Below are 22,068 nucleotides of genomic sequence, written 5' to 3' on the forward strand. Positions count from 1 at the left end.
AGGGCGGTTAAGCCCGACAAGTGCGGCGAGCCGAAACCCATCCGCACTTCACGCTTCGGCTGCCGAGGCAGCCATGAGCCGAAGGGGGGAAAGAACGCCAGGTTCTCTGACCTCCCCCAGCCCGACAAATTCCCGCGTTTGCGCTAGGTAAACCCGGAAGCGTGGCATTGTCTCACATTTTTTCGCAATGCGCACCGGCTGCCCCTGGCGAAAACGACCCGCCTCTTCCGGCGCCAGGGCGATCTCCGGCAGGTGCGCCACCAGCACGTCCACCGGCAGCAGCAATGCGTCGCGCTCGGCTTCGGCCACGGCCTCCAGCGCCTCCAGCGTGATCGCCCGATCCAGCGCGAAACCGCCGGTGGTGGTGCGCCGCAGGCCGGTCAGGAAAGCCCCGCAGCCCAGCGCCTCGCCGATATCCTCGGCCAGTGTGCGCACGTAGGTGCCCTTGCTGCACAGCACGTCGACCACCGCCTCGCGGCCATCGAAGCTGACCAGTTCCAGCGCATGGATGATCACGTCGCGCGCCTGGCGCTCGATGTCGACCCCGGCCCGGGCGTACTCGTACAGCGGCTTGCCCTGGAACTTGAGCGCCGAATACATCGGCGGCACCTGGCTGATCGGGCCGAGAAACTGCGCCATCACGCGGCGCAGCGCGGCCTCGTCGAACGTTACCGGACGCTCGCGCAGTACCTCGCCTTCGAGGTCGCCGGTGGAAGTCACCTTGCCGAAGCAGATCGTTGCCCGATAGCCCTTGTCGGCGTCGAGCAGGTAGGACGAAAACTTGGTGGCTTCGCCCAGGCACACCGGCAACAGGCCGGTGGCGAGCGGGTCGAGCACGCCGGTATGCCCAGCCTTGGCGGCGCTATACAGCCAGCGCGCCTTGAGCAAAGCCGAGTTGCTGGTAACGTTGTACGGCTTGTCCAGCAGCAGCACGCCGCTGACGGCGCGCTTCTTGCGACGCATCTGCGTCATGCCTCGTCGCCCTCTTCCGGCTTGTCCTGACGCTCGGCGTACTCTTCGGACACCTGGTTGATCAGGCGCGTCATGTGCATGCCGCGCTCGATCGACTCGTCGTAGACGAAATGCAACTGCGGCGTGGTGAAGATCTGGAGGGAACGGCCCAGTTCGCTGCGCAGATAGCCTGCCGCGTGCTCCAGCGCCTCCTGCGTCACCTCGCGCGTCTTGTCGTCCATCACGGTGTAATAGATCTTGGCGTGCGAGTAATCGCGCGTCACCTCGACCGAAGTGATGGTAATCCAGCCGGCACGCGGGTCTTTCAAGCCCTTGCGCAGCAGTTCAGCCAACTCGCGCTGGATCTGGTCGGCGATGCGATCCGAGCGGGAAAAACCTTTTTTGGCTCTGGCCATGGTGTTAGTCCTGATTCACTGAAAACACAAAAGCGAGCGCCGTCTGGCCGCAGCCAGAGGGACGCTCGCCCGAACGACACGCTTAAAGGGTACGCGCCACTTCGACGATTTCGAACGCTTCCAGTTGGTCGCCTTCCTGGATGTCGTTGAAGTTCTTCAGCATCAGGCCGCACTCGTAGCCCTGCTTCACTTCCTTCACATCGTCCTTGAAGCGCTTGAGCGATTCGAGTTCGCCGGTATGCACCACCACGTTGCGACGGATCACGCGGATCATCGAACCACGCTTCACCAGGCCGTCGGTCACCATACAACCGGCGATGTTGCCGACCTTGGACACCGGGATCACCTGGCGGATTTCTGCGGTACCGGTGATCTGCTCCTTCTTCTCCGGCGACAGCATGCCCGACATGGCGGCCTTCACCTCGTCCACGGCATCGTAAATGATGCTGTAGTAGCGGATGTCGACACCTTCGCTCTCGGCCAGCTTGCGCGCCGCGGCATCGGAACGGGTGTTGAAGCCGATCACGATGGCCTTGGAAGCGATCGCCAGGTTGATGTCCGATTCCGAGATGCCACCCACGCCGGAGTGCAGGATGTTGACGCGCACTTCGTCGGTGGACAGCTTCTGCAGGCTCTGCGACAGCGCTTCGTAGGAACCCTGCACGTCGGCCTTGATGATGATGGAGAGGTTCTGCACCTCGCCTTCGGCCATCTGGGCGAACATGTTCTCCAGCTTGGCGGCCTGCTGCTTGGCCAGGCGCACGTCGCGGAACTTGCCCTGACGGAACAGCGCGATTTCGCGCGCTTTCTTCTCGTCCACCAGCACCATGGCGTCTTCGCCGGCGGCCGGCACATCGGACAGGCCGAGGATTTCCACCGGAATCGACGGACCGGCTTCATCAACCGGCTTGCCGTTTTCGTCGATCATGGCACGGACGCGACCGAAGGCGGTACCGGCCAGCACCACGTCACCCTTCTTCAGGGTGCCGGACTGCACCAGCAGCGTGGCCACCGGACCACGACCCTTGTCGAGACGGGCTTCGACGATCACGCCCTTGGCCGGCGCCTCAACCGCAGCGGTCAGCTCCAGCACCTCGGCTTGCAGCAGCAAGCCTTCCAGCAGGTCGTCGATGCCCTGGCCGGTCTTGGCGGAAACCTCGACGAACATCGAGTCGCCGCCCCAGTCTTCCGGCACCACTTCCTGCGCCACCAGTTCCTGGCGGATGCGTTCGGGGTTGGCGCCCTGCTTGTCGATCTTGTTCACCGCGACCACGATCGGCACACCGGCCGCCTTGGCATGGTGGATGGCCTCGATGGTCTGCGGCATCACGCCGTCGTCGGCGGCCACGACCAGGATCACGATGTCGGTTGCCTTGGCACCGCGGGCACGCATGGCGGTAAACGCCTCGTGACCCGGGGTATCGAGGAAGGTCACCACGCCGCGCGGGGTTTCCACATGGTAGGCACCGATGTGCTGGGTAATGCCGCCGGCTTCGCCCGCGGCGACCTTGGCGCGGCGGATGTAGTCCAGCAGCGAGGTTTTGCCGTGGTCGACGTGACCCATCACGGTCACCACCGGCGGACGCGGCAGGCGCTCCACCTCGGCACCACCCTCGACGTTCTCGAGGAAGGCATCCGGGTCGTCCATCTGGGCAGCCTTGCCGATGTGGCCCATCTCTTCCACCACGATCAGCGCGGTTTCCTGGTCCAGCACCTGGTTGATGGTGACCATCATGCCCATCTTCATCAGGGTCTTGATCACCTCGACGGCCTTGACCGCCATGCGGTGGGCCAGGTCGGCCACGGTGATGGTTTCCGGCACCAGCACTTCGTGCACGATCGGCTCGGTCGGCGCGGTGAAGGCATGCTGGTTGTTGGCGCGCGACTTGCCACCAGCCTTGCGGCTCTTCCAGTCGTTGCCGGTATCGCCGCCCTTGACGCGCAGGCCACGGCCTTTCTTGCCGTCATCCCAGCTGCGTTCGCTACCACCTTTCTTGCCCTTCTTCGGAGCGGCCGAACCCGGCGCCGGTGCCGGAGCCGCTGCCGCAGCGGCGACAGCCGGTGCCGGACGCGCTCCGGCCGGAGCCGAGCGCTGGCCGCCCGCGGCCGGACGCACGCCGGCAGAACCTGGACGCTGACCGGCGGCCGGCTGGCCACTGCGCGGACCACGCCCCTCCTGCGGACGGCCATCGGCCGAACGCGCGGCAGCCGGGCGTGCTTCAACCGGCTTGGCCTCCACCGGCTTCGGAGCCGGTGGGGGATTTTCGGCGGCCAGCTTGGCGGCCTGGCGACGCTCTTCGCGCTCGATCTTTTCGCGCATCAGCGCTTCCTGGCGAGCACGGAACGCGGCTTGTCGCTTCTCTTCCGCTTCGCGCGCGGCGATTTCTTCCGGCGACAGGATGGACAGCGGAGCCGGGCGCACCGGGGCGGCCGGCTTGGCTTCCGCAGCAGCCGGTTCTTGCGGCTTGGCTGCCGCCTTGGCCTCGACTGCCGGCTTCGGCGCTTCGGGCTTTTTCTCTTCCTTGACTTCCACCTTCGCCACGACCGGCTCCGGCTTCACCTCGGCCTTGACTTCGACCGGGGCCGGGGCAACCGGCTCGGGAGCCGCCACCTTGGCAGGCTCGGGCTTGGCGGCAGACACCGCGGCAGCCGGAGCCGGCACCTCGAGCGGACGCTGCACCACGCGCTTCTTGCGGGTTTCCACCTTCACCGTGCCGCCGTCGGCCGTACGCACTTCGCTGGTCTGCTTGCGGGTCACCGTGATCGGGGTCTCGTTACGGGCACCATGCGAGCGCTTCAGGTAGTCCAGGAGCTGGGATTTGTCCCGTTCGGAGAGGGTGTCATCCAGCGAGCTCTTGCCGACACCGGCGGCACGCAGCTGCTCCAGCAGGCGATCCGGTGTCAAGCCAAGCTCACTGGCAAACTGTTTTACATTCGTCAATACCATGCGTCTTCCCAAATTCCGTCAATAACTTCCCGAAGCCTTACTGGGCAAACCAGTGTTCGCGCGCCTTCATGATGATTGCACGTGCGGCTTCAGCCTCCATACCGGTCATATCAACGAGATCATCCACGGCAAGGTCGGCGAGTTCGTCGCGGGTGGTCACGCCATTTTCGGCCAACTTGCGCACCAGATCGGCATCTTCCAGTCCTTCGATGCCCTTCAGGTCGTCCGATACGCTTTCCACCTTTTCCTCGGAGGCGATGGCCAGCGTCAACAGAGCGTCACGGGCGCGGCTGCGCAACTCGTTGACCAACTCCTCGTCGAAGCCTTCGATCTCGAGCATTTCGGCAATTGGCACATACGCCACTTCTTCCAGGGTGGCGAACCCTTCTTGCACCAGCGTCATCGCGGTCGCTTCGTCCACACCGAGGTGCTTCATGAAGGTTTCGCGCAGCGCGGCGTCTTCTTCCTGATGTTTTTCTTCGGCCTCGGCCACCGTCATGATGTTGAGGTACCAGCCGGTCAGCTCGGCCGCCAGGCGCACGTTCTGGCCGCTGCGGCCGATCGCCAGCGCCAGCTGGTCTTCTTCCACCACCACGTCCATGGCGTGGTTGTCCTCGTCGATCATGATGCGGTTGACTTCGGCCGGGGACAGCGCGTTGATCACGAACTGCGCCGGTTCGGGCGCCCACAGCACGATGTCGACACGCTCGCCGGCCAGCTCCTGGGTCACCGACTGCACGCGCGAGCCGCGCATGCCGATGCAGGTACCCTGCGGGTCGATGCGCGGGTCGTTGGCCTTGACGGCGATCTTGGCTCGCAGACCCGGGTCGCGGGCGGCTTCCTTGATCTCCAGCAGGCCTTCTTCGATTTCCGGCACTTCCAGTTCGAACAGCTTGACCAGGAACTCGCGCGAGGTGCGGGAGAGCACCAGTTGCGGGCCGCGGCCCAGGCGGTCGATGCGCATCAGGTAGGCCTTGACGCGATCGCCGACGCGCAGGTTTTCTTTCGGGATCATCTGTTCGCGCGGCAGCACGGCTTCCAGCTTGCCACACTCGATGATGGCGTTGCCGCGTTCGATGCGCTTGACGGTACCGCTGACCAGGTGCTCGCGGCGCTGCAGGAACTCGCTCAGGAGCTGCTCGCGCTCGGCGTCGCGGATCTTCTGCAGGATAACCTGCTTGGCCGCCTGAGCGCCGATACGGCCGAACTCGACCGCTTCCATCGGCTCCTCGATGAAACCGCCCATTTCGACGGACGGATCGCGTTCGCGGGCTTCGCTCAGCTCGATTTCCTTGCCGTCGAATTCGAGCATGTCGTCTTCGACGACGGTCCAGCGGCGGAAAGTATGATACTGCCCGGTATGGCGATCGATCTCGACACGGATGTCGATATCATCCTGATTGAATTTCTTCTTGGTGGCGGACGCCAGCGCCAATTCCAGCGCCGTAAAAACCACGTCCTTGCTGACGCTCTTCTCGCTCGCCAGGGCATCAACCAGCAACAAAATCTCGCGACTCATGCAATCCTCCGAATTTTCCTCATTTCCGTGGGGTCGATCCCGCCCAGATCAGAACTCAGGATCCAGCCTGGCCTTGTCGATGATGGCGAGCGGAATGGCCACGGTCCGGCCTTCGACTTCCAGCTGTACGGCGCCATCCTCGACGCCAGCCAGACGACCGGAAAATTTCTTTTGCTGCTCGATGGGCATGCGGGTCTTGATCTTGGCCCGCTGTCCGGAGAAGCGTACAAAGTCCGACTCCTTCTTGAGCGGACGGTCCAGGCCCGGCGACGATACTTCCAGCCGTTCGTAATCTATGTTCTCCACCATGAAGAGCCGCGTCAGGTGGTTGCTCACCTTGACGCAGTCTTCCACGGTGATTCCACCGGGCTTGTCGAGGAACACCCTGAAACCGCCCCCGGGGGTCAATTCGAAGTCCACCAGCTCGTAGCCCAGACCCGGCAGCGTGTTCTCCAGCAGCAAACGTACATCCATTGCTTTTTCCACAAATAAAAAATGGGCGAAACGCCCATCCCTAACCGTCGGGATTGTAATACATTTCTTCCCGAAAGGAAATCCCGGCAACAATCGCGCACCGGACGCAACATGCCGCGCGGGGGCGTCTTTACGATACCATCGTCGCTCCTGTACATTGGCACACAAATAAAACGATCGTTTGTTCATGGCAAACGACGGCAACTGACCTAATAACAAAAAAGACGCTCGGCAAAAAACCTGAAACGAAGCGCCCCCAATCAAGCACGATGGAGAAACACAATATGGAAAAAATCTGGCTCAAGCATTATCAGCCCGGTGTCGAGCACGACATCGACGTCGACAGCTTCAAGTCCGCCGTCGAAGTGTTCGAGCGCTCGGTCAGCAAATTCCGCAGCCGCCCGGCCATGGCCAATATGGGCAAGGTGCTGAGTTACGATGATCTGGATCGCCATTCCGCCGCGTTCGCCTCATTCCTGCAGCACGGCCTCGGGCTCAAGAAAGGCGATCGCGTCGCGCTGATGATGCCCAACCTGCTGCAATACCCGATCGGCGTGTTCGGCACGCTGCGCGCCGGGCTGACCGTGGTCAACGTCAACCCGCTGTACACGCCGCGCGAACTGGAGCACCAGCTGAACGATTCCGGCGCCGAGACCATCGTCATCCTGGAGAACTTCGCCAGCGTGCTCGAGGAGGTCATCGCGCGCACCAGGATCAAGCACGTGATCGTGACATCGATCGGCGAGATGCTAGGTTTCCCCAAGTCCGCCATCGTCAACTTCGTCATCCGCAAGATCAAGAAGATGGTGCCGGCGTGGAACCTGCCGGGGCACGTGCGCTTTAGCGCCGCGCTGGCCGAAGGACGCCGCCAGGCGCCGACGCCCATCGAACTCGGCCATGACGACATCGCCTTCCTGCAGTACACCGGCGGCACCACCGGCGTGGCCAAGGGGGCGATGCTGACCCACGGCAACATCGTCGCCAACATGCTGCAGGCCGGCGCCTGGATCAGCCCGGTTGTCCACGAGGGGCAGGAGGTCATCGTCACCGCCCTGCCGCTGTACCACATCTTCTCGCTGACCGCCAACCTGATGACCTTCACCGAGGTCGGCGCGCTGAACGTGCTGATCACCAACCCGCGCGACATCGCCGGCTTCATCAAGGAGATGAAGAACTACAAGGTGACGGCGATCACCGGCGTCAACACGCTGTTCAACGCGCTGTTGAATCACCCCGACTTCAAGACCATCGACTTCTCGAGCTGGCGCCTGACGCTGGGCGGCGGCATGGCGGTGCAGAAGGCGGTGGCGGACAAATGGAAGCAGGTCACCGGCGTCACGCTGGTGGAAGCCTACGGCCTGACCGAAACTTCGCCGGCCGCCTGCATCAACCCGCTCAACCTGAAGGAGTACAATGGCACCATCGGGCTGCCCGTGCCGTCGACCGAGATCCAGATCCGCGACGCCGAAGGCCGCGAGCTGCCGGTCGGCGAAGCCGGTGAGCTGTTCATCCGCGGCCCGCAGGTGATGAGGGGCTACTGGAACCGCCCCGACGAGACCGCCAAGGTGATCGGCGCCGATGGCTTCCTCGCCACCGGCGACATGGCCATAGTGACGCCGGAAGGCTTCGTCAAGCTGGTCGACCGCAAGAAGGACATGATCCTGGTGTCGGGCTTCAACGTCTACCCCAACGAGATCGAGGACGTGGTGGCCATGCACCCCGGCGTGCTGGAAGTGGCATGCATCGGGGTGCCCGACGAGAAGTCGGGCGAGGTGGTCAAGGTGTTCGTGACGCGCAAGGACGCTTCGCTGACCGAGAAAGACGTCATCGAGCATTGCCGCAAGAACCTGACCGGCTACAAGGTGCCGCGCTACGTCGAGTTCCGCAACGAACTGCCCAAGACCAACGTCGGCAAGATACTGCGCCGTGCGCTGCGCGACCAGGAGCTGGCCAAGACGCCGTGAGCCACGCCGTTGTCATCTGACACGAAGAAACCCGCTGCGAGCGGGTTTCTTTATGTCATTTAAGGCTACACTTGCAAAAAGCATTGCAGGAGCCAAACCATGTTGCTGTTGCCGTTTTTCAAACTGATGGCCGACAAGAGCGCCAGCGATATCTTCTTCACCGCCCACGCGCCGGCCCAGATCAAGATCGAAGGGGTGACGCTGCCGGTCAATGACAAGCCGCTGACCCCGGAGCAGGCCAAGACGCTGATCTACAGCCTGATGGACGACGAGCAGATCGCCGAATACGAGCGCGAGTTCGAGATGAACTTTGCACGCAAGGTCGACGATCTGGGCAACTTCCGCGTCAACATCTTCCGCCAGAAGGGGCTGCCGGCGATGGTCATCCGCCGCATCGCCCCGACCATCCCCTCGCTGGAGAAACTCAACCTGCCGCCCATGCTGAAGCCGCTGATCATGGAGAAGCGCGGCCTGATCATCGTGGTCGGCGCCACCGGCAGCGGCAAGAGCTCGACCGTCGCCGCACTGCTGGAGCACCGCAACCAGAGCAAGAGCGGGCATATCCTGACGGTGGAGGACCCGATCGAATTCCTGTTCGAGCACAACAAGTCCATCGTCAACCAGCGCGAGATCGGCATCGACACCAAGAGCTATCAGACCGCGCTGAAGAACGCCATGCGCGAGGCGCCGGAAGTGCTGATGATCGGCGAGATCCGCGACGCCGAAACGCTGATGTACGCCATCAACTATGCCCAGTCCGGCCACCTGTGCATCACCACGCTGCATGCCAACAACAGCTATCACATGCTCAACCGCGTGATCAGCTTCTTCCCGCCGGACAACCGTACCGCGCTACTGATGGACCTGTCGGTCTCGCTCAAGGCGGTGATCTCGCAACGCTTGGTGCCGGCGGTCGACAAGACGCTGACGCCGGCGGTGGAACTGCTGCTCAACACCTCGCACATTGCCGAACTGATCCGTGCCGGCGAGATCTCCAGCATCAAGGAGGCGATCGAGCACAGCATGAGCGAAGGCGCCCAGACCTTCGAGCAATCCTTGTACCGTCTCTACCGCGATGGCAAGATTACGCTCGACGAGGCGTTGCGCAATGCCGACTCGCCGACCAACCTGTACTGGCTGATCAACCACGGCCACGACAAGCCCGGCGAAGAGTCCGCTCAGAAACCGGCTTCGGCCAAGCCCGCCGGCAAGGATGCCCCCGCCAGCTTCGATGGCTTCACCCTGGACGTTTAACCCGCATCGACATGACCACCACCCTCTACGGCATACCCAACTGCGACACGGTCAAGAAAGCCCGCCAGTGGCTGACCCAGCACCAGATCGACCACGTGTTCCACGATTTCAAGAAGCAGGGCATCGCCGAGGCGCGCCTGCAGCACTGGATCCAGGCCGTCGGCCTCGACAAGCTCATCAACCGCCAGGGCACGACCTGGCGCAAGCTCTCCGACGCCGACAAGGCACTGGCCGACGATGCCGGCACGGCTATCGGCCTGATCCAGGCCAACCCTTCGCTGATCAAGCGCCCGGTGCTGGAGCGCGGCGACGCCGTCGAGCTCGGCTTCAAGGAAGACCTCTACGGAAAGGCGTTCGGCCGATGACCAATACCCTGATGCTGACCGAGGAGCTGATCCGTCTCGATTCGGTCACGCCGAACGACGCCGGTTGCCAGGAGCGCATGATCGCCCGCCTGGAAGCCATCGGCTTCACCGTCGAGCGCATGCGCCACGGCGACGTCGACAATTTCTGGGCCCGGCGCGGCAGCACCGGCCCGGTGGTGTGCTTTGCCGGCCATACCGACGTGGTGCCGACCGGCCCGCTGGACAAATGGGACAGCCACCCGTTCGAACCGACCATCCGCAATGGCTACCTGTTCGGCCGTGGCGCGGCCGACATGAAGGCCTCGCTGGCGGCCTTCATCACCTCGATCGAACGCTTCGTGGCGCAGCATCCGGACCACCCCGGCTCGATCGCGCTGTTGATCACCTCGGACGAGGAAGGCAGCGCCATCGACGGCACGGTGCGCGTGGTGGACACGCTGGAAGCGCGCGGCGAACTGATCGACTACTGCATCGTCGGCGAACCGACCTCCAGCCACGTGCTGGGCGACACCATCAAGAACGGCCGCCGCGGCTCGCTGTCCGGCCACCTGGTCGTGCACGGCATCCAGGGCCATATCGCCTACCCGCACCTGGCGAAGAACCCGGTGCACCTGGCCGCCCCGGCGCTGGCCGAACTGGCCGCCGAAGAATGGGACCAGGGCAACCACCACTTTCCACCGACCAGTTGGCAGATCTCGAACGTCCACGCCGGCACCGGCGCCACCAACATCATTCCCGGCACCTGCGAGATCAAGTTCAACTTCCGCTTCTCGACCGAGCACACCGCCGAGACGCTGAAGGACCGTATACACCAGATTCTCGACGCCCACGGCCTGGCCTACGAGCTGCACTGGACCTTGTCCGGCAACCCGTTCCTGACCGAGGAAGGGCCGCTGACGCGGGCACTGGAGCGCTCCATCAAGCAGGTGATGGGAGTGGACGCGGAGCTGTCGACCACCGGCGGCACCTCGGACGGGCGCTTCATCAAGCGCATCGCGCGCGAACTGGCCGAATTCGGCCCGGTCAACGCCTCGATCCACAAGCTCAACGAGTGCGTCGAGGTGCATGCCATCGAGCGCTTGTCGGATATCTACGAGGCCGCGCTGAAGAACCTGCTGCTCTGATGCCGTTCGTCCGCAAGCAGGCCGTCGGCAGACCTCGCGTCTGCCGATTTTTCTTGAATACATCCCCGAACCACTCGGCCCAACGGCCTTTTAGAACAATAAGGGAATCCGGCTCATGAAAGAACTGGAAATCGCCAAGATCTTCATCTCGCTGCTGGTGCTGGTCAATCCGCTCGGCGCGATTCCGCTGTTCATCAGCCTGACGCCGAACGCGAGCCAGATCGAGCGGCGCAGGATCGCCAAGATTTCGTCCACCTCGGTGGCGGTGGTCATCATCACCTCGGCGCTGATCGGCGAGAGCCTGCTCAAGTTCCTCGGCATCAGCATCGGCTCGTTTCAGGTAGGCGGCGGCCTGTTGGTGATGATGATCGCGCTGGCGCTGATGAACGCCAAGCCGAACCCGACCAAGACCAGTGACGAGGAGCGGGTGGAGGCAGAGCTGCGCACCAACATTGCCGTGGTGCCGATGGCGATGCCGCTGCTGACCGGGCCGGGCACCATCTCCACCGTGATCATCTACAGCACCACGGCGCACAACTGGATGTCGGTCGGCTACCTGATCGTCAGCGGCCTGTTGATCGCGCTGTCCTGCTACGCCGCGATGGCGATGGCCACTCCGATCAGCCGCTGGCTCGGCCAGACCGGCATCAACATCGTCAACCGGGTGATGGGCATGATCCTGGCGGCGGTGTCGGTGGAGATCATCGTCGACGGGCTGTATCGGCTGTTTCCGCAGCTGGCGCACTGACCACCACTCCGGGTAACGACGCCGACAAAGAATGGGCCGAAAGCAACGCTGCCTTCGGCCCATTTCTTGTCTCTTCGCCCGCGCAATCAAACCGCCAAGGCCAGGAGCGCCCTACTTCCCGCCCAGCTGGCGCCGCTCGTACAACGCCTGCGCCAGCGTGCCGGGATCGACGTATTCCAGCTCGCCGCCCACCGGCATGCCGCGCGCGATGCGGCTGACCGCCAGGCCGCGGTCTTTCAGCAGCTCGGCGATCATGTGCGCCGTCACTTCACCCTCGGCGGTGAAGTTGGTGGCGATGATCACCTCCTCCACCGCGCCGTCGAGCGCGCGCACCATCAGCTTGTCGAGGTTGACGTCCTTGGGACCGATGCCGTCGATCGGCGACAGCCGCCCCATCAGCACGAAGTACAAGCCTTCGTAGCAGCGCGCCTGCTCCAGCATCAGCAGATCGGCCGGCATCTCCACCACGCACAGCTGCCGCTGGTTGCGGGCCGGGTCGGCGCACAGATTGCACAGCGGGGTCTCGCTGAAGGTGTTGCAGCGCTCGCAGTGGGTCAGGTTGGCCAGCGCCCGGTCGAGCGCACGCGCTAGGCGGTCGGCCCCGGCCTGGTCGCGTTGCAAGAGGTGGAAGGCCATGCGCTGGGCCGACTTGGGCCCGACGCCGGGCAATACCTTGAGCGCGGCGATCAGTTGGTCGAGCGAGGGGGGATTTTTCATCAGGGAGCGGCACAAAAGGGAAAAAGGTTGGCGGAAGCCTGCGCTTCGGCCAACCTTGTGAGGAACAGGCGATCAGAACGGCAGCTTCATGCCCGGCGGCAGGTTGAGGCCGGCGGTGAAGCCCGACATCTTCTCCTGCGTGGTGCTTTCGACCTTGCGCACCGCGTCGTTGACGGCGGCGGCGATCAGGTCTTCCAGCATTTCCTTGTCGTCCTTGGCGTCTTCCAGCAGGCTGTCGTCGATCGACACACGCTTGATGTCGTGCTGGCAGGTCATCACGACCTTGACCAGGCCGGCGCCGGACTGGCCTTCCACTTCGACCTTGCCCAGCTCTTCCTGGGCCTTCTTCATGTTTTCCTGCATCTGCTGGGCCTGCTTCATCAGGCCGGCGATACCACCTTTTCCGAACATGGGCTACAACTCCTGCACAGGTTGAATCGTCTCGGTGAGCAGCACGGCGTTGAACTCGCCGACCAGCTGCCGCACCACGGGATCGTTTTCGAAATTGACACGCGCCGCCGCCAGCTGCTCCTGGCGGAAACGCGCCTCGCGCATTGCCGGGGTTTCCTGCCCCAGCTCTTCCACGCTGACCGACAGCTCGGGCGCACGGCCGAAGCGTTCGGCCAGCACGGCCTTGAGTTTTTCCTGGTAGTCGCGCGTGGCCATGTGCCGGAAGCTCTCCGGCACCGCCAGCTGCAGGCGCTGGCCGTCCCACGACTTGAGCACCGCGTTGTGCGCCAGCATGCGGCTCGCACCCATGCGCGAACCCAGCTCGGCCACCAAGGCCGGCCAGTCTCCGTCGAACACGTAGGGCTCGGCGGCGGCGGGAGGCACCGCAACCGGCTCCGGCCATGGCTCGCCAGCGACATCGCCGGCCTCGCTCGCATTCCACGTCTCGGGGGCTACGTCGCCGCCGTCGTCGTCCGGGAGATCCTCCCACGGCGCCGGTTCCTGCGGCATCGCTGCCATCTCCGCCACCACCGGCGGCACCGGCTTCGCAACCGGCTCGGCGGCCACGACGGGCGCCTGGAGCGGCGGTTCGGCGCGCGCCGGCTCGGGTTCGGGATCGGCCGGTGCGGATTCGTCCGGCGACGCGGCCACGCTGCGGGCGCCGCCGTTGCGACCGGCCAAGCGGGCCAGCAAGGCCTTGGCCGCCGAGGCTCCTTCCACCGACGGCTCGCTCGGCGCGGCCGGCCGGCTTGCCGGTTCGGGACGGCTTGGCACCGTCGGGCGGGGAGCCGGAGCGCTGCTGTCCCCTGGGGCATTCAGCGGATGAAACGCCAACATGCGCAGCAGCGTCATGGTGAAGCCGGCGTGCTCGTCCGGCGCCAAGGCCAGGTCCTTGCGGCCGTGGATGGCGATCTGGTAGTAAAGCTGCACGTCTTCCGGCGCGATCAACTGCGCCAGTGCCAACGCCGCCTCGCCGTCGGGATCGTCCGCGGCGATGGCCTCCGGCACCGTCTGCGCCAGCGCGATCTGCTGCAGCAGCAGGGCCAGTTCGCCCAGCGCGCTATCGAAGCCGATGCCGCGCTCGGCCAGCGCCTTCGCCTCGGCAATCAGGCGCGGGCCGTCGGCCTCGGCCAGGGCCTCCAACAGAGTATAGAGGTAGGCGCGGTCGACCGCGCCCAGCATCGCACGCACGCCGCTTTCCTCGACCTTGCCGACGCCGTAGGCGATGGCCTGGTCGAGCAGCGACAGCGCGTCGCGCATCGAGCCGGCGGCGGCGCGGCCCAGCAGCGCCAGCGCCGGCGCCTCGTAGCTCACCTGCTCGACGTCCAGCACGCGCGCCAGGTGGCCCGCCACCTGCTGCGGCGTCATGTTGCGCAGCGAGAACTGCAGACAGCGGCTCAATACCGTCACCGGCACCTTCTGCGGGTCGGTGGTGGCGAGGATGAACTTGACGTGGGCTGGCGGCTCCTCCAGCGTCTTCAACATGGCGTTGAAGGCGCTCTTGGAGAGCATGTGCACCTCGTCGATGATGTAGACCTTGTAGCGCCCCGCGGTGGGCGCGTACTGGGCGTTTTCCAGCACCTCGCGGATGTTGTCGATGCCGGTGTTGGACGCGGCGTCGATCTCCAGCAGGTCGACAAAACGGCCGGCGTCGATCTGGCGGCAGGCCGAGCACTCGCCGCACGGCTCGGCGGTGGTGCCCGTCTCGCAGTTGAGGCTCTTGGCCAAGATGCGCGCAATGGTGGTCTTGCCCACGCCGCGCGTGCCGGTCAGCAGGTAGGCGTGATGCAGCCGCTCACCGGCCAGGGCGTTGGTGAGGGCGCGCACCACATGCTCCTGGCCGACCAGATCGGCAAAGCGTTTCGGGCGCCACTTGCGGGCAAGCACTTGATAAGTCATGGAGGCGGATTCTAATTCCAATTGGCAGGCAAGGCGACCCTTTTCGTCCCTATCCGGCTCACGGTGCCGGCGGCGTGGCAGCGGGCTGCTGGGCGACGAACTGCTGCGCGAAGTAGCGCTCGCGGATGGCCCCGGCCACCTCCTGCGCCGCCTTGGCGTAGAGCGTGCTCTTGTTGTAGCGGGTGATGACATAGAAGTTGTTCAGGCCGAGCCAGTACTCGGTCACGCCGGGCGAGCTCTCCAGCGGTACCAGCACCGCCGGCACCTGGTCGCCCACCGGCGCGTCCGGCTGCACGCCCATCTTCTTAAGGTCCCCGACGGTATAGTGCAGGTTGAACTTGTCGGCTACCAACTGATCGACCTGCACCCCCGGCTGCAGGCTGGCCGGCAGGATCACGTCGTCGCCGTGGCGCCAGCCGTGCAACTGGAAGTAATGCGCCACGCTGCCGATCACGTCCGGCACGCTGCCCCAGATATCGCGGTGGCCGTCGCCGTCGAAGTCCACCGCCCATTTGCGGTAGCTCGACGGCATGAACTGCGGCCAGCCCATGGCCCCGGCGTAGGAGCCCTTCAACAGCAGCGGGTTCTTGCCCTCCTCCTTGGCGAGCTGCAGGAATTCGGTCAGCTCGCCGCGGAAATACTCGGCACGGCGCGGGTAGTCGAAACCGATGGTCGACAAGGCATCCACCACGCGGAAACTGCCGGTATTGCGGCCGTAGCCGGTCTCGATGCCGATGATCGCCACGATCATCTCCGGCGCCACGCCGTAGGTCGCTTCGGCCCGCGCCAGCGTGTCGGCATTCTCTTTCCAGAACGCCGCACCGCCGTCGATCAGGCGGTCGTTGAAAAACGCCGGACGGAACTGGTACCACGGTCGCGAGGTGGACGGGCGGTCGAGTATCTGCAGGATGTTCGGCTTGGTTTCGACGTTGGCGAACACCGCCTCCAGCTCCGGGCGGTTGAACTGGCCGCCGGCTACCTTCTCGTCGATATAGCGCTGGACGTCGGGACGGGCCAGGAAGGCGGCGTCGGCCAGCGCCAGCGAACTCCCCAGGGCGAGCGCGGCGCCGGTCAGGCGGGTAAGGAATTTCATCAGGGACTTCCGGTATGGCATCCGCCGGCATCAGGGCCGGCTGACTGGGTTATTGATAGGACAGCGCGCTCGACACCAGGCGCGAGGTGATGTCCACGATGGGAATGACGCGCTCGTACGCCATGCGCGTCGGGCCGACCACGCCGAGCGTGCCCACCACCTGGCCGTTGATGCAGTACGGCGCGGTCACGATCGAGCACTCGCCCAGCGTCATCACGCCCGACTCCTCGCCGATAAAGATACTCACCCCTTGCGCATTGCGGCTCTGGCTCAGCAGTTCCAGCAGTTCGGTCTTGCGCTCGAAGGTCTCGTACAGCTCGCGCAGCCGGGTCAGGTCGTCGGACAGGTCGCGCACATTGAGCAGGTTGGTGCCTCCCGCGATCACCACCGAGGCGGGGGCGTCGCTCATCGCGCTGCGGCCGAAGCGGATGGCCGCCGCCATCAGTTCGGTGATATCCCCCTTGAGCTGCTGCAGCTCGCTCTCCATGCGCTGGGCGATGCTGGCGAGCCCCTGGCCTGCGTAATGCTGGTTGAGGAAATTGGCGGCCTCGATCAGCTCCGCCGGGGTGTAGTCGCGCGACGGGTTGAGCAGGTGGTTCTGCACATCGCCGTCCATGGTCACCAGGATCAGCAGGATGCGCCGCTCCGACAGGCGCAGGAACTCGATCTGGCGGAACGCCACGTCGAGCCGCTGCGGCGTGATCACCACGCCGGCGAAATGGGTCAGGTCGGAGAGCAGCGACGAGGCCGACTGGGCGATGCGCTGCGGGCTGTCCGGCTGCAGGTTGTGCTCCAGCTCGTGCAGGGTGCCCTCTTCCAGCGGCCGGATGGTCAGCATCCGGTCGACGAACAGGCGGTAGCCCTTGGCGGTCGGCACGCGGCCGGCCGAGGTGTGCGGCGAAGCGATCAGCCCCATCTCCTCGAGATCGGCCAGCACGTTGCGGATCGACGCCGGAGACAGGTCGAGCCCAGCCACCATCGACAGCGTGCGCGAGCCGACAGGCTGCCCGTCGGCGATATAGCGCTCGACTAGGGCTTTCAGCAGGCGTTGCGCTCGTTCGTTCAGCATGCCAGTCATTTTACACGTCCCCCGTGGAGAGAGAAGTGGCTGCATCTGCCCTACATTTCAAGCACCTGCGGCCCAGTTCGCTGCCACCGACGGCACCGGCAGGCCGCACACGCGCGTTTGAGCCCCAAGGGCTTTGTGCGATAATCCGCCGGTACGTTTTATCAATCAAACCCGTTTTTTGGAGACAGCATGGCGGAGCGTTCCGAAGACAAGAGCAAAGCCCTGGCCGCAGCCCTTGCCCAGATTGAGAAGCAGTTCGGCAAGGGTTCGATCATGCGCATGAGCGACAACCAGATCACCGAAAACCTGCAGGTGATCAGCACCGGTTCGCTCGGCCTGGACCTGGCGCTCGGCGTGGGCGGCCTGCCGCGCGGCCGCGTGGTCGAAATCTACGGCCCGGAATCGTCCGGCAAGACCACGCTGTGTCTGCAGGTGGTGGCCGAAGCACAGAAGCTGGGCGGTACCTGCGCCTACATCGATGCGGAAAACGCACTCGACCCGACCTATGCCCAGAAGCTCGGCGTCAACGTCGAAGACCTGCTGATCTCGCAGCCGGACACCGGCGAACAGGCGCTGGAAATCTGTGACATGCTGGTGCGTTCCGGCGGCCTCGACGTGATCGTGGTCGATTCGGTGGCGGCGCTGGTGCCGAAGGCCGAAATCGAAGGCGAAATGGGCGACAACCACGTCGGCCTGCACGCCCGCCTGATGAGCCAGGCGCTGCGCAAGCTGACCGGCAACATCAAGCGCACCAACACGCTGGTGATCTTCATCAACCAGATCCGCATGAAGATCGGCGTGATGTTCGGCAGCCCGGAAACCACCACCGGCGGCAACGCGCTGAAGTTCTACGCCTCGGTGCGCCTCGACATCCGCCGTATCGGCGGTATCAAGAAGGGCGAGGAGATCATCGGCAACGAGACCCGCGTCAAGGTCGTCAAGAACAAGGTGTCCCCGCCGTTCAAGCAGGCCGGCTTCGACATCCTGTACGGCGAGGGCATCAGCCGCGAGGGTGAAATCGTCGAGCTGGGCGTGGAGCACAACTTCATCGAGAAATCCGGCGCCTGGTACAGCTACAACGGCCAGAAGATCGGCCAGGGCAAGGACAATACCCGCCTGTGGCTGAAGGACAACCCGGCCATCGCACGCGAGGTCGAGGGCAAGATCCGCGAAGCGGTCGGCGTGAATGTCGCCATCACCGAAGGCCAGCCGGAAGAAGAGGAACTGGCCGACGACATGTTCTGATCCGGGACATGGAGAAAAGCCTGAAGGCGCGAGCCGTCGACCTCCTCTCCCGGCGCGAGCACTCGCGCCGGGAGCTGGAGCGGCGGCTCGCGCCGTTTGCCGAGAGCGAGGAGCAGCTCGCCGCCCTGCTCGACGAACTGGCCGCGAGCGGCTGGCAGTCCGACAGCCGCTTCGCCGAACAGTTTGCTGACGTGAAGGGCCGCAAGTACGGCAGCCGCCGCATCGCCCAGGCGCTGCGGGAGAAAGGGCTGGACCGGGAAGCGATCCACGCCGCGCTGGAGCAGCAGGACGACGAAGCGGTGGCGCGCGCGCTGTGGCAGCGCAAGTTCGGCACCCCACCCGCCTCGCCGCAGGACAGGGCCAGGCAAATGCGCTTCCTCGCCACGCGCGGCTTCCCGATGGACGTGATCCGCCGGGTACTGCAAGGGGCGGTGGACGAAGACTTTCCCGACGTGGAGGAGTAGAGCGATGCCGATCAAGACCATCGACTGCCGTATCGACATCCACGCCAGTCCGGAACAGGTCTGGCAGGTGCTGACCGATTGGCCCAGCTACCCGTACTGGAATCCCTTCATCGTCGGCCTGCACGGCAAGCTGCAGCGCGGCGCCCGCTTGTGCGTGACGCTGCACCCTCCCCAGACGCGCCGCATGACCTTCCGGCCGACCCTGATCGAGCTCGAACCAGGACAGAAGCTGGTCTGGCGCGGCATCCTGCTGGCTCAACGGCTGTTCTGCGGCGAGCACGCCTTCGAGCTGGAAACGCTGGATAGCGGCGTCACCCGGCTGCATCAGCGCGAGACCTTTCGCGGCCTGCTGACCCCGCTGTTTTCCGAAACCCTGCTCAACCATACCCGTGACGGCTTCTCCGGCATGAACGAAGCCGTCAAGAAGCGGGCCGAAACCCTTGCCAGCGCCGGGACGGCTTGACACAATCGACCCATGTCCTAGTGCGCCGCAACACCCGGTTGGCGGCCCGTCTTAAAGACCCTGACGAAACAACATTTATGAAAACCTCTGAAATTCGCCAGAAGTTTCTGGACTTCTTTGCCTCCAAGGGCCACCAGGTGGTGCCCTCAAGCAGCCTGATTCCCGGCAACGACCCGACCCTGATGTTCACCGTGGCCGGCATGGTCCAGTTCAAGGACGTGTTCCTCGGCTTCGAGAAACGCGACTACACCCGCGCCACCACCAGCCAGAAATGTCTGCGCGCCGGCGGCAAGCACAACGACCTGGAAAACGTCGGCTACACCGCGCGCCACCACACCTTCTTCGAGATGCTGGGCAACTTCAGCTTCGGCGACTACTTCAAGCACGACGCCATCACCTACGCCTGGGAATTCCTGACCGGCGAACAGTGGCTCGCCCTGCCGAAGGAAAAGCTGATGGTCACGGTGTATGCCACCGATGACGAGGCCTACGACATCTGGCACAAGGTCGTCGGCCTGCCGGCGGAGAAGATCGTGCGCATCGGCGACAACAAGGGCGCGCCGTACGCCTCCGACAACTTCTGGACCATGGGCGATACTGGCCCGTGCGGTCCGTGCACCGAGATTTTCTATGACCACGGCCCGAGCGTGGCCGGCGGCCCTCCGGGCAGCCCGGACGAAGACGGCGACCGCTTCATGGAAATCTGGAACAACGTGTTCATGCAGTTCAACCGCGACGAGACCGGCACGCTGCACCCGCTGCCGAAACCGTCCGTCGACACCGGCATGGGCCTGGAGCGTCTGTCCACCGTGCTGCAGGGCGTGCACTCCAACTACGAAACCGACGGGCTGGCCTGTCTGGTCCGCGCCGCCGCCCGCGAAACCGGCGTCGAGTACAGCCAGGACGTGCCGTCGCTGAAAGTGATCGCCGATCACATCCGCGCCTGCTGCTTCATGATCGCCGACGGCATCCTGCCGTCCAACGAAGGCCGCGGCTACGTGCTGCGCCGTATTGCCCGCCGCGCCATCCGCCACGGCTACAAGCTAGGCCAGAAGGGGCTGTTCTTCCACAAGATCGTGGCCGACCTGGTGGCCGAAATGGGCGACGCCTACCCGGAACTGCGCCAGCAGCAGGCCCACATCGAGGACAACCTGCGCGCCGAGGAGATCCGCTTCGCCGAGACGCTGGAACACGGCATGGCGCTGGTCGATGCCGCGCTGCAGGGCGGCAAGACCCGGATGGACGGCGACACCATCTTCAAGCTGTACGACACCTTCGGCTTCCCGGTCGACCTGACCGCCGACATCTGCCGCGAGCGCAATATCGAAGTCGACATGGACGGCTTCGAACGGGCGATGGAAGCCCAGCGTGAACGCGCGCGCGCTGCCTCCAGCTTCAAGGTAGCCGGCAATGTGAGCTACGAGGGCGTGGATACCGCCTTCCACGGCTACGAGACCGCCAGCGTCGACGCCAAGGTGGTGGCGCTGTACAAGGGCAACGAACCGGTGCAACAGCTCGTCGCGGGCGACGAAGGCATCGTGGTGCTCGACAACACCGCGTTCTATGCCGAAGGCGGCGGCCAGGTCGGCGACGTGGGCGAGATTTCCAGCGCCGGCGGCGTGGGCGCCCTGTTCGACGTGGCCGATACCCAGAAGATCAAGGCCGCCGTGTTCGGCCATGCCGGCCACCTCGCCCGTGGCACGCTGAAGGTCGGCGACGCCGTGCAGGCCACCATCGACCTGCACAAGCGCCTCGCCACCGCGCGCAACCACTCCGCCACCCACCTGCTGCATGCCGCCCTGCGGCACGTGCTGGGCGGCCACGTGGCGCAGAAGGGCTCGCTGGTCAACGCCGAGCGCACCCGCTTCGACTTTGCCCACAACGAACCGGTATCCGCCGCTCAGATCGCCGAGATCGAGCGCGTGGTGAACCGCATCGTGCTGCATAACGTCGAGGTCTCCGCCACGCTGATGAGCTACGACGACGCCATCCGCGCCGGCGCCATCGCGCTGTTCGGCGAGAAGTACGGCGACGAGGTGCGCGTGCTGAAGATGGGTGAGTTCTCCACCGAACTGTGCGGCGGCACCCACGTCAAGCGTACCGGCGACATCGGCCTGTTCAAGATCGTGGCGGAAGGCGGCGTGGCCGCCGGCGTGCGCCGCATCGAGGCCGTGACCGGTGAAGGCGCCCTGGCCTACGCGCAGCAGCAGGAGGCCCTGCTGAAGGAAGCCGCCGGCGCGCTGAAGGCGCAGACCAGCGAGGAAGTGGTCGGCAAGATCGGCAGCCTGCAGGACAACCTGAAGACGCTGGAGAAGGAGCTGGCCCGCCTCAAGGCCAAGCTGGCCGCCTCGGCCGGCGACACCCTGGCCGACAGCGCCGTCGAGATCGGTGGCATCAAGGTGCTGGCTGCCGAGCTGGAAGGCGCCGACAACACCGCGCTGCGCGAGACGCTGGACAAGCTGAAGGACAAGCTGAAATCCGCCGCCATCGTGCTGGCCGCCAAGGCCGACGGCAAGGTGTCGCTGGTGGCCGGCGTCACCGCCGACCTGACCGGCAAGATCAAGGCCGGCGAGCTGGTGAACTTCGTCGCCCAGCAAGTTGGCGGCAAGGGCGGCGGCCGTCCCGACATGGCCCAGGCGGGCGGTACCCAGCCGGAAAAACTGGCCGAGGCGCTGGCCGGGGTCAACGGTTGGGTGACCGGCAAGCTGTAAGCGCCCCTCCCGACCGCTGCAGCTCTACAGCCAAGACAAGCCGCATGGAATCCCATGCGGCTTTTTTGCGTCCCGGCCCGGCTTCGGCACCCAGTCGGACACCACACTGGGCTGCCCCACGTCGCCGGACACCCGGATCACCAGGGAATCATTTACTGCGCGTAGCTCACCGTGCTGGCGACGACCCAGGCCCGC

General features: G+C 64.8%; 19 protein-coding genes. 9 read left to right on the forward strand and 10 right to left on the reverse strand.

What is annotated here, in order from left to right; all coding sequences use genetic code 11:
* Positions 1-48: 48 nt before the first annotated feature.
* The 5 genes from truB to rimP all read right to left on the reverse strand — a co-directional run bounded on the left by truB (position 49) and on the right by rimP (position 6,307).
* Positions 49-972, reverse strand: coding sequence for a tRNA pseudouridine(55) synthase TruB (gene truB, locus PSEMAI1_RS0112980; protein WP_024303288.1), 924 nt, complete (start codon positions 970-972; stop codon positions 49-51).
* Positions 969-1,367, reverse strand: coding sequence for a 30S ribosome-binding factor RbfA (gene rbfA, locus PSEMAI1_RS0112985; protein ID WP_024303289.1), 399 nt, complete (start codon positions 1,365-1,367; stop codon positions 969-971). The genes truB and rbfA overlap by 4 nt, the downstream gene beginning before the upstream one ends.
* An 82-nt stretch (positions 1,368-1,449) precedes the next feature.
* Positions 1,450-4,314: a translation initiation factor IF-2 gene (gene infB, locus PSEMAI1_RS0112990; RefSeq protein ID WP_024303290.1), complete on the reverse strand. Its 2,865-nt coding sequence runs from the start codon at positions 4,312-4,314 to the stop codon at positions 1,450-1,452.
* 37 nt (positions 4,315-4,351) lie between these two features.
* The gene (nusA, locus tag PSEMAI1_RS0112995; protein ID WP_024303291.1) at positions 4,352-5,833 is read right to left on the reverse strand and encodes a transcription termination factor NusA; all 1,482 of its coding nucleotides are present in this window, start codon (positions 5,831-5,833) and stop codon (positions 4,352-4,354) included.
* 48 nt (positions 5,834-5,881) lie between these two features.
* Positions 5,882-6,307, reverse strand: coding sequence for a ribosome maturation factor RimP (gene rimP / locus PSEMAI1_RS0113000; RefSeq protein WP_024303292.1), 426 nt, complete (start codon positions 6,305-6,307; stop codon positions 5,882-5,884).
* A 284-nt stretch (positions 6,308-6,591) separates the two neighbouring features.
* Between rimP and PSEMAI1_RS0113005 the strand changes: the two genes are divergently transcribed.
* The 5 genes from PSEMAI1_RS0113005 (at position 6,592) to PSEMAI1_RS0113025 (ending at position 11,762) form a co-directional block, all read left to right on the forward strand.
* Positions 6,592-8,271 (forward strand): long-chain-fatty-acid--CoA ligase, encoded by a 1,680-nt coding sequence (locus PSEMAI1_RS0113005; protein WP_024303293.1) that lies wholly within the window; start codon positions 6,592-6,594, stop codon positions 8,269-8,271.
* A gap of 99 nt (positions 8,272-8,370) precedes the next feature.
* Entirely contained in the window at positions 8,371-9,525 is a 1,155-nt protein-coding gene (locus tag PSEMAI1_RS0113010) for a PilT/PilU family type 4a pilus ATPase (protein WP_024303294.1), read from the forward strand.
* A gap of 11 nt (positions 9,526-9,536) precedes the next feature.
* Positions 9,537-9,890 (forward strand): ArsC family reductase, encoded by a 354-nt coding sequence (locus tag PSEMAI1_RS0113015; protein ID WP_024303295.1) that lies wholly within the window; start codon positions 9,537-9,539, stop codon positions 9,888-9,890.
* Positions 9,887-11,014 (forward strand): succinyl-diaminopimelate desuccinylase, encoded by a 1,128-nt coding sequence (gene dapE, locus PSEMAI1_RS0113020; RefSeq protein WP_024303296.1) that lies wholly within the window; start codon positions 9,887-9,889, stop codon positions 11,012-11,014. The genes PSEMAI1_RS0113015 and dapE overlap by 4 nt, the downstream gene beginning before the upstream one ends.
* Before the next feature lie 115 nt (positions 11,015-11,129).
* On the forward strand, positions 11,130-11,762 hold the full coding sequence (locus PSEMAI1_RS0113025) for a MarC family protein (RefSeq protein ID WP_051460223.1): 633 nt from the start codon (positions 11,130-11,132) through the stop codon (positions 11,760-11,762).
* Between the two features lie 111 nt (positions 11,763-11,873).
* Here PSEMAI1_RS0113025 and recR read toward each other — a convergent pair whose 3' ends face one another.
* The 5 genes from recR to hrcA all read right to left on the reverse strand — a co-directional run bounded on the left by recR (position 11,874) and on the right by hrcA (position 16,990).
* Positions 11,874-12,479, reverse strand: coding sequence for a recombination mediator RecR (gene recR, locus PSEMAI1_RS0113030; RefSeq protein WP_024303298.1), 606 nt, complete (start codon positions 12,477-12,479; stop codon positions 11,874-11,876).
* Between the two features lie 72 nt (positions 12,480-12,551).
* Positions 12,552-12,890, reverse strand: a complete 339-nt coding sequence (locus PSEMAI1_RS0113035) for a YbaB/EbfC family nucleoid-associated protein (protein WP_024303299.1) — start codon at positions 12,888-12,890, stop codon at positions 12,552-12,554.
* 3 nt (positions 12,891-12,893) lie between these two features.
* The gene (gene dnaX / locus PSEMAI1_RS0113040) at positions 12,894-14,828 is read right to left on the reverse strand and encodes a DNA polymerase III subunit gamma/tau (protein WP_024303300.1); all 1,935 of its coding nucleotides are present in this window, start codon (positions 14,826-14,828) and stop codon (positions 12,894-12,896) included.
* Positions 14,829-14,886: 58 nt separating this feature from the next.
* Positions 14,887-15,921 carry a lytic murein transglycosylase B gene (gene mltB / locus PSEMAI1_RS0113045; protein WP_024303301.1) on the reverse strand — a complete coding sequence of 345 codons (1,035 nt, stop codon included), beginning with the start codon at positions 15,919-15,921 and terminating at the stop codon, positions 14,887-14,889.
* Between the two features lie 49 nt (positions 15,922-15,970).
* Positions 15,971-16,990 (reverse strand): heat-inducible transcriptional repressor HrcA, encoded by a 1,020-nt coding sequence (hrcA, locus tag PSEMAI1_RS0113050; RefSeq protein WP_024303302.1) that lies wholly within the window; start codon positions 16,988-16,990, stop codon positions 15,971-15,973.
* 189 nt (positions 16,991-17,179) lie between these two features.
* Here hrcA and recA point away from each other — a divergent pair, with 189 nt between their 5' ends.
* From recA to alaS, 4 genes are all read left to right on the forward strand, one after another.
* The gene (recA, locus tag PSEMAI1_RS0113055) at positions 17,180-18,235 is read left to right on the forward strand and encodes a recombinase RecA (RefSeq protein ID WP_024303303.1); all 1,056 of its coding nucleotides are present in this window, start codon (positions 17,180-17,182) and stop codon (positions 18,233-18,235) included.
* An 8-nt stretch (positions 18,236-18,243) separates the two neighbouring features.
* On the forward strand, positions 18,244-18,699 hold the full coding sequence (gene recX / locus PSEMAI1_RS0113060) for a recombination regulator RecX (RefSeq protein ID WP_024303304.1): 456 nt from the start codon (positions 18,244-18,246) through the stop codon (positions 18,697-18,699).
* Positions 18,700-18,703: 4 nt separating this feature from the next.
* Positions 18,704-19,162, forward strand: coding sequence for an SRPBCC domain-containing protein (locus tag PSEMAI1_RS0113065; protein WP_024303305.1), 459 nt, complete (start codon positions 18,704-18,706; stop codon positions 19,160-19,162).
* Positions 19,163-19,239: 77 nt separating this feature from the next.
* The gene (alaS, locus tag PSEMAI1_RS0113070) at positions 19,240-21,873 is read left to right on the forward strand and encodes an alanine--tRNA ligase (RefSeq protein WP_024303306.1); all 2,634 of its coding nucleotides are present in this window, start codon (positions 19,240-19,242) and stop codon (positions 21,871-21,873) included.
* Positions 21,874-22,068 lie beyond the last annotated feature (195 nt).

This window comes from Pseudogulbenkiania sp. MAI-1 (genome assembly GCF_000527175.1).
GTDB lineage: Bacteria > Pseudomonadota > Gammaproteobacteria > Burkholderiales > Chromobacteriaceae > Pseudogulbenkiania.

Bases quoted from the DNA above. Each gene is read 5' to 3' on its own strand.
- truB (WP_024303288.1), bottom strand. From the start codon at position 972: ATGACGCAGATGCGTCGCAAGAAGCGCGCCGTCAGCGGCGTGCTGCTG.
- rbfA (WP_024303289.1), bottom strand. From the start codon at position 1,367: ATGGCCAGAGCCAAAAAAGGTTTTTCCCGCTCGGATCGCATCGCCGAC.
- infB (WP_024303290.1), bottom strand. From the start codon at position 4,314: ATGGTATTGACGAATGTAAAACAGTTTGCCAGTGAGCTTGGCTTGACA.
- nusA (WP_024303291.1), bottom strand. From the start codon at position 5,833: ATGAGTCGCGAGATTTTGTTGCTGGTTGATGCCCTGGCGAGCGAGAAG.
- rimP (WP_024303292.1), bottom strand. From the start codon at position 6,307: ATGGATGTACGTTTGCTGCTGGAGAACACGCTGCCGGGTCTGGGCTAC.
- PSEMAI1_RS0113005 (WP_024303293.1), top strand. From the start codon at position 6,592: ATGGAAAAAATCTGGCTCAAGCATTATCAGCCCGGTGTCGAGCACGAC.
- PSEMAI1_RS0113010 (WP_024303294.1), top strand. From the start codon at position 8,371: ATGTTGCTGTTGCCGTTTTTCAAACTGATGGCCGACAAGAGCGCCAGC.
- PSEMAI1_RS0113015 (WP_024303295.1), top strand. From the start codon at position 9,537: ATGACCACCACCCTCTACGGCATACCCAACTGCGACACGGTCAAGAAA.
- dapE (WP_024303296.1), top strand. From the start codon at position 9,887: ATGACCAATACCCTGATGCTGACCGAGGAGCTGATCCGTCTCGATTCG.
- PSEMAI1_RS0113025 (WP_051460223.1), top strand. From the start codon at position 11,130: ATGAAAGAACTGGAAATCGCCAAGATCTTCATCTCGCTGCTGGTGCTG.
- recR (WP_024303298.1), bottom strand. From the start codon at position 12,479: ATGAAAAATCCCCCCTCGCTCGACCAACTGATCGCCGCGCTCAAGGTA.
- PSEMAI1_RS0113035 (WP_024303299.1), bottom strand. From the start codon at position 12,890: ATGTTCGGAAAAGGTGGTATCGCCGGCCTGATGAAGCAGGCCCAGCAG.
- dnaX (WP_024303300.1), bottom strand. From the start codon at position 14,828: ATGACTTATCAAGTGCTTGCCCGCAAGTGGCGCCCGAAACGCTTTGCC.
- mltB (WP_024303301.1), bottom strand. From the start codon at position 15,921: ATGAAATTCCTTACCCGCCTGACCGGCGCCGCGCTCGCCCTGGGGAGT.
- hrcA (WP_024303302.1), bottom strand. From the start codon at position 16,990: ATGCTGAACGAACGAGCGCAACGCCTGCTGAAAGCCCTAGTCGAGCGC.
- recA (WP_024303303.1), top strand. From the start codon at position 17,180: ATGGCGGAGCGTTCCGAAGACAAGAGCAAAGCCCTGGCCGCAGCCCTT.
- recX (WP_024303304.1), top strand. From the start codon at position 18,244: ATGGAGAAAAGCCTGAAGGCGCGAGCCGTCGACCTCCTCTCCCGGCGC.
- PSEMAI1_RS0113065 (WP_024303305.1), top strand. From the start codon at position 18,704: ATGCCGATCAAGACCATCGACTGCCGTATCGACATCCACGCCAGTCCG.
- alaS (WP_024303306.1), top strand. From the start codon at position 19,240: ATGAAAACCTCTGAAATTCGCCAGAAGTTTCTGGACTTCTTTGCCTCC.